The 6599-nt window shown below is 59.8% G+C and carries 6 protein-coding genes; 5 read left to right on the top strand and 1 reads right to left on the bottom strand.

Annotated elements, in window-relative coordinates; all coding sequences use genetic code 11:
• Positions 1 to 170 precede the first annotated feature (170 nt).
• Entirely contained in the window at positions 171 to 1721 is a 1551-nt protein-coding gene (locus CYD26_RS24345) for a beta (1-6) glucans synthase (RefSeq protein WP_102053878.1), read from the bottom strand.
• A gap of 333 nt (positions 1722 to 2054) precedes the next feature.
• Between CYD26_RS24345 and CYD26_RS24340 the strand changes: the two genes are divergently transcribed.
• The 5 genes from CYD26_RS24340 to CYD26_RS24320 all read left to right on the top strand — a co-directional run bounded on the left by CYD26_RS24340 (position 2055) and on the right by CYD26_RS24320 (position 6489).
• Entirely contained in the window at positions 2055 to 2903 is an 849-nt protein-coding gene (locus CYD26_RS24340; protein WP_102053877.1) for a glycine betaine ABC transporter substrate-binding protein, read from the top strand.
• 192 nt (positions 2904 to 3095) lie between these two features.
• Positions 3096 to 3407, top strand: a complete 312-nt coding sequence (locus tag CYD26_RS24335; protein WP_065760403.1) for a DUF485 domain-containing protein — start codon at positions 3096 to 3098, stop codon at positions 3405 to 3407.
• Positions 3404 to 5062, top strand: a complete 1659-nt coding sequence (locus CYD26_RS24330; RefSeq protein ID WP_102053876.1) for a cation acetate symporter — start codon at positions 3404 to 3406, stop codon at positions 5060 to 5062. The genes CYD26_RS24335 and CYD26_RS24330 overlap by 4 nt, the downstream gene beginning before the upstream one ends.
• A 223-nt stretch (positions 5063 to 5285) precedes the next feature.
• On the top strand, positions 5286 to 6101 hold the full coding sequence (locus CYD26_RS24325; protein ID WP_065760401.1) for an SDR family oxidoreductase: 816 nt from the start codon (positions 5286 to 5288) through the stop codon (positions 6099 to 6101).
• Positions 6102 to 6156: 55 nt separating this feature from the next.
• Positions 6157 to 6489, top strand: coding sequence for a YnfA family protein (locus tag CYD26_RS24320; RefSeq protein ID WP_102053875.1), 333 nt, complete (start codon positions 6157 to 6159; stop codon positions 6487 to 6489).
• Positions 6490 to 6599 lie beyond the last annotated feature (110 nt).

Raw genomic sequence — 6599 nt, 5'->3', positions numbered from 1 at the left:
ACCCCACCGACGCCATCGCAGGCAAGCCAGCTCCAACAGAGCCCGCGCAAGCTGTAGGAGCGGGTCTTGCCCGCGATACAAACGCCGCGTACTCGCTGACACCCCGCCGAGGCCATCGCAGGCAAATCTGCTTCAACAGCGCCCGCGCCAGCTTTGGTGACGTCTGTAGGTTACTGACGCACCCTCAAGCTCCGCCACAATCCCACCACCATCACCACACTGACCGCTGCCCAGATCCACGCCTGCTGGTTGCCCAGGCCCTCACGGAACAGTTGCGGCGCGATACCGGCCCCGATGATAAACGTCAGCACGCCGACCTCCGCCCGTGGCGCACGTACCGGCCGCAGGGCATAGATCAGTGCTGGCAACACCAATGCCGCACTCGGAAAGCTGCGGTAACGCGGGTCAAACACCAGCGCCAGCATGCTTACCGCTGCCGCAAAGCCTGCCGCTACCAGCCACCATCCCGCCCGGGCCTCCAGCCAGTTGAAGGCGCGATCGCGCCAGCCTTCACGTGTCGCCAGTGCCAAGGCCGCATGGGCCAGCACCAGCAGGTTCAGGCCGACCAACAGGCCCGCCCACAACCACTCACCGGCAAACCGGCTGTTGATTCGCGCAAGCTCACCCCACAGCCCGATGCTGGCGGCACCGGTTGCTGCCAGCAACGGCAGCAGCAAGGCCGAGCGGGTGCCGCGCACCGGGCCGGCAAGCCACAGCGTGATCAGGAACAGTACGCCACCGAAGCCCAGCCACTGCGGCCAGAGCGGCAGGTTCGACACCGGCCCTTCAAGCACGCCCTTGTCCTGACGGTCTGCGTCATATAGCCCCCAGTAACCGCCGACGGCACCTTCGCTGGCGCGTTTCCACGGCTGGTCAAAGGCTTCGATCAGGTTGTAATGCCAGCCCTGCTGCTCGGCCATGGCCACGAAACCACGAATGAAGCGTGCCTCGTTGACCCGGCTGGGCAGGGCGGTTTCGCGCTGGCGACCTTCGCTGGGCCAGCCCGTTTCACCAATCAGGATATCCTTGGGCGCGAAGCGGTTGCCGAACACCTGGCGGATCTCGCCGACATGGGCGAGGGCGTCGTCGATTCGCTTCGGATCGTCTTCCCAGTAGGGCAGCAGGTGGATGGTCAGAAAGTCCACCTCCGGGGCAATCTCAGGATGTTTCAACCAGAACTCCCAGACATCGGCATAGGTCACCGGCACGCTGACCTGGCTTTTCACCCGGGCGATCAGGCCGGCCAGTTGCGGGCCGGTCACTTCCTTGCGCAGCAGCGCCTCATTGCCGACGATCACCGCACGAACGACGTCCTTGTTGGCATTGGCCGAGGCAATCAGTGCCTGGATTTCCTTCTCGGTGTCTACCGGGTTGCTGTTGATCCAGGCACCCAGCATTACCTTCAGGCCGTGCTTGCGTGCCAGTTCAGGGATCGCCTCAAGGCCGGTCATTGAGTAGGTGCGAATGCACTCGAAACGTTTGGCCAGCAATGCCAGGTCGGCATCCATGCGCGCCGGGCGCAGTTGGAAAGGCTGGTCGAACGGGGACTGGTCTTTATCGAACGGCGTATAGGACGCGCATTGGAGTTTGTGCGTGGCACTGGCGGCGTCGGGCAGTACCACCGGTTTCCCCAGTCCGTACCAAAGCCCGGCAAGGGCAAACAGGCCGAGCAGGCAGGCGAACAGGTAAGGCAGCACGGGGAAGCGGGCGGTAGAGGACATTAATCGACGCCGTCTGGTAACAAAGCCGCCAATAGTACCTGCAAACGCCGCCCGCTAAAGCCTTGGCATGCAAAGTTCGGGCATAACCGGCAGCCGTTCGAACCACGCCCCGGCCTGCTGGCCTGATGATGTCGTTTCTCGGTGTCTTGAGGTCGCTGCCAGAGCAGGTTCCCGAGACGTGTCGGTTGATGATGCCTTGCATCAGTACTCCGCTGATGCTTCGGCTGTCCTGGTAAGTGGGCGTGACGGGGGCGCCATGCACCAAAACAACGTGACGATGCTCGACCATCGTCGGGCGCTGCACTTTCCGTGAAGTAACGAGGGGAAGCTTTGATGAAAATGCGACGACTCCTGGGGGCGGCCTCCGCCCTGGTACTGGCAATGGGCGCCACGCAGGCGATGGCCAAGGAAGTGAGCATCGGCTACGTCGATGGCTGGTCGGACAGCGTCGCGACGACGTTTGTCGCGGCACAAGTGATCAAGGAAAAACTCGGCTATGACGTCAAGCTGATGCCCGTTGCGACCGGCATCATGTGGCAAGGCGTCGCCACCGGCAAACTGGACGCCATGCTCTCCGCCTGGCTGCCAGTCACCCACGGCGAGTACTGGAGCAAAAACAAAGACAACGTGGTCGATTACGGCCCTAACTTCAAGGACGCCAAGATCGGCCTGATCGTGCCGGAGTACGTCAAGGCTGTTTCGCTGGCCGATTTGAAGACTGACGACAGTTTCAAGAAAAAGATTGTAGGTATCGATGCCGGCTCCGGCGTGATGCTCAAGACCGATCAAGCGATCAAGGACTACGACCTGACCGGCTACAAGCTGCAAGCCAGTTCTGGTGCGGCGATGACGGCTGAGCTGGGGCGTGCCTATGCCAAGCAGCAGTCGATTGCGGTCACCGGCTGGGTACCGCACTGGATGTTCGCCAAGTGGAAACTGCGCTTCCTTGAAGACCCAAAAGGGGTGTACGGCGCTGCTGAAACCGTCAACAGCATTGGCAGCAAAGAGCTGGCGACCAAGGCGCCAGAAGTCGCCACGTTCCTGAAAAAGTTCTCTTGGCAGTCGAAAGACGAAATCGGCGAGGTCATGCTTGCGATTCAGGAGGGCGCCAAGCCTGAGGCCGCCGCCAAGGATTGGGTTGCCAAGCACCCTGAGCGCGTCGCGGAGTGGACCGCCAAGTAACGGCTTCAAGCCCTTTTTTCGGGGCTCCAGGGCTGCATGAATCGTTGCGATCATGCAGCCCTTTGCATTTCTGGCTGTTACAGAAACTGCAAAAGAGTTTTACATCTAAGACTAAGGTCGTCTGGAGTGAGTCCCAAGGCAGCATAAAGTAGCGGTGAGTTCTTTCTACTCTGTGCTGCGAGGACAAAAACAATGAACGACAGCATTTACCTCTCGATACAAAACAGCCCGCGGTTCAAGGAGCTGGTTTCGAAACGGGAGCGGTTCGCCATGATTCTATCGGCGATCATGCTTGGGCTTTACACTGGCTTCATCCTGCTTATCGCTTATGGTCCCCAGATTCTGGGCACCAAGATCAGCCCTGAGAGTTCGATTACGTGGGGCATTCCTGTGGGTGTCGGCATTATTGTGGCGGCCTTCATTCTCACTGGGATCTACGTACGTCGCGCGAACGGTGAGTTCGACGACCTGAACAACGCGATTCTCAAGGAGGCTCAGCAATGATCCGGCGTGTACTGGCAACACTGGCCTTCGGCGTATTCGCGCCGGCCGTCTGGGCGGGAGAAGCCCTGACCGGTGAGGTCCACAAACAACCCCTGAACATCTCTGCCATTGTGATGTTCGTGGTTTTCGTTGGCGCCACCCTGTGCATTACCTACTGGGCATCCAAGCGCAACAACTCGGCAGCGGATTACTATGCTGCGGGTGGTCGTATCACGGGCTTCCAGAACGGTCTGGCAATCGCCGGTGACTACATGTCCGCGGCGTCCTTCCTGGGTATTTCCGCACTGGTGTACACCTCTGGCTACGATGGCCTGATCTACTCGATCGGCTTCCTGGTCGGCTGGCCAATCATTCTGTTCCTGATCGCTGAGCGGTTGCGTAACCTGGGCAAATACACCTTTGCCGACGTCGCTTCCTATCGCCTGAAGCAGAAGGAAATCCGCACCCTGTCGGCCTCCGGCTCGCTGGTGGTGGTAGCGTTCTACCTGATCGCTCAGATGGTGGGTGCAGGTAAACTGATCCAACTGCTGTTCGGCCTGGACTACCACGTTGCGGTGATCCTGGTGGGCATCCTGATGGCGCTGTACGTGTTGTTCGGCGGCATGCTGGCGACCACCTGGGTACAGATCATCAAGGCTGTACTGCTGCTGTCCGGTGCGAGCTTCATGGCACTGATGGTCATGAAACACGTCAACTTCGACTTCAACATGCTGTTCTCCGAGTCGATCAGCGTTCACCCTAAAGGTGAAGCGATCATGAGCCCGGGTGGCCTCGTGAAAGACCCGATCTCGGCGTTCTCGCTGGGCCTGGCACTGATGTTCGGTACCGCTGGCCTGCCGCACATCCTGATGCGCTTCTTCACTGTGAGCGACGCCAAGGAAGCGCGTAAGAGCGTGCTGTATGCAACGGGCTTCATCGGCTACTTCTACATCCTGACCTTCATCATCGGCTTCGGCGCGATCCTGCTGGTCAGCACCAACCCGGACTTCAAGGACGCGGCTGGCGCGCTGTTGGGCGGTAACAACATGGCAGCTATCCACCTGGCCAAAGCGGTGGGCGGCAGCATCTTCCTCGGCTTCATCTCGGCGGTGGCGTTCGCGACCATCCTGGCTGTGGTTGCAGGCCTGACCCTGGCCGGTGCCTCGGCAGTGTCCCACGACCTGTATGCCAGCGTGTTCCGTAAAGGCCGCGCCAACGAGAAGGACGAGATCCGCGTTTCGAAGATCACCACGATCGCTCTGGCGGTACTGGCAATCTTCCTGGGCATCCTGTTCGAGAAGCAGAACATCGCGTTCATGGTAGGCCTGGCGTTCTCCATCGCTGCCAGCTGCAACTTCCCGGTACTGCTGCTGTCGATGTACTGGAAGAAACTGACTACCCGTGGCGCCATGATCGGCGGCTGGATGGGCCTGGTCAGCGCAGTAGGCCTGATGGTTCTCGGCCCAACCATTTGGGTACAGATCCTCGGTCACGAGAAAGCCATCTACCCGTACGAGTATCCAGCGCTGTTCTCGATGCTGATTGCCTTCGTCGGTATCTGGTTCTTCTCGATCACCGACAAGTCCAAAGCAGCTGATGAAGAACGTGCACTGTTCTACCCGCAGTTCGTTCGTTCGCAAACCGGCCTGGGCGCCAGCGGTGCGGTATCGCACTAAGACGCTGAGCGGTTAAGCCACAGAAAAATGCCAGTCGATTGACTGGCATTTTTTTTGGGGCTTTTGCGTCGCAGGTGCTGGTTTCAAGTCTCCAGCCCTACGGTGCTTTCAGGTCACGCCGTTCATTTTGCCTGCGCCATTCAGCAACCTGATGAAGGATGGGGCCGGCCCATGCCTTCGCTACACTCGCCGAACGTATCCATGGTGAACGAGGCATCCGTCTATGCAAAACCGCATGATGATCACTGGCGCCGGCTCGGGGCTGGGCCGGGAAATTGCGTTGCGTTGGGCGCGTGAGGGCTGGCAACTGGCACTTGCCGATGTCAATGAGGCCGGCTTGCGGGACACTCTGGCCCTGGTGCGTGAGGCCGGTGGAACAGGCTTTACCCAGCGCTGCGACGTGCGCGACTACAGCCAGCTGACAGCATTGGCGCAGGCCTGCGAAGAGCATTTCGGTGGCGTTGATGTCGTCGTCAACAATGCCGGCGTTGCCTCTGGCGGCTTTTTCGCCGAGTTGTCGCTGGAGGACTGGGATTGGCAACTGGCAATCAACCTGATGGGCGTGGTCAAGGGCTGCAAGGCGTTCTTGCCCCTGCTGACCCGCAGCAAGGGGCGGATCATCAATATTGCGTCCATGGCGGCCTTGATGCAGGCCCCTGCCATGAGTAACTACAACGTGGCCAAGGCGGGCGTGGTGGCCCTGTCGGAAAGCCTGCTGGTGGAGTTGCGCCAACAGGAGGTCGCTGTGCACGTGGTGTGCCCCTCGTACTTCCAGACCAACCTGCTGGACTCGTTCCGTGGCCCGACGCCAGCAATGAAAGCGCAAGTGGGCAAGTTGCTGGAAAGCTCGCCGATTACGGCGAGTGACATCGCCGACTATATCTTCCAGCGCGTCGCGCAAGGCGAATTCATGATCCTCCCTCACGAACAAGGTCGCCAGGCCTGGCAACTCAAGCAGCAAAATCCTCAGGCGCTGTATGACGAGATGGCCACAATGGCCGAGAAAATGTGCGGCAAGGCTCGCTCGACGCAGGCTTGAGCGTTCGCCTCAGGTATTCTGGGCGCCTTTGCTGAACAACCCAAGGTGCCCTGGCGTGATCAATTACTTCTGGTTCTTCCTTGCTGCAGTCTTCGAGATTGGTGGCTGTTATGCCTTCTATCTCTGGCTACGACTGGGCAAGAGCGCGTGGTGGATCGCGCCAGCGTTGTTCAGCCTGACCCTGTTTGGGCTGATCCTGACCCGGGTCGAGGCGGCCTATGCCGGTCGGGCATACGCGGCTTATGGCGGTATTTACATTGTCACCTCGTTGATCTGGCTGGCAGTCATCGAACGCGCCAGGCCGTTGAGCACTGACTGGATGGGCGCGCTGCTGTGTGTGCTGGGCGCCACCCTCATTGTGTTGGGGCCGCGTTTTCACAGCGCCTGAAAGCCTCTTTTTTAAGTTTATTTGTAGGGAAAATCTTATATGGACGCCTCCCGGAGCTCAATAGGTAGCCATGCTGGCGCGTAGGTAGGAGCAGTCTTATATCCGGCCTG

Source organism: Pseudomonas sp. FFUP_PS_473 (assembly GCF_002858665.1).
In the GTDB taxonomy this organism is placed as follows: Bacteria; Pseudomonadota; Gammaproteobacteria; order Pseudomonadales; family Pseudomonadaceae; genus Aquipseudomonas; species Aquipseudomonas defluvii.
The sequence above is the reverse complement of the archived record's forward strand: the minus strand, read 5'-3'. Positions and strand labels throughout refer to the sequence as shown.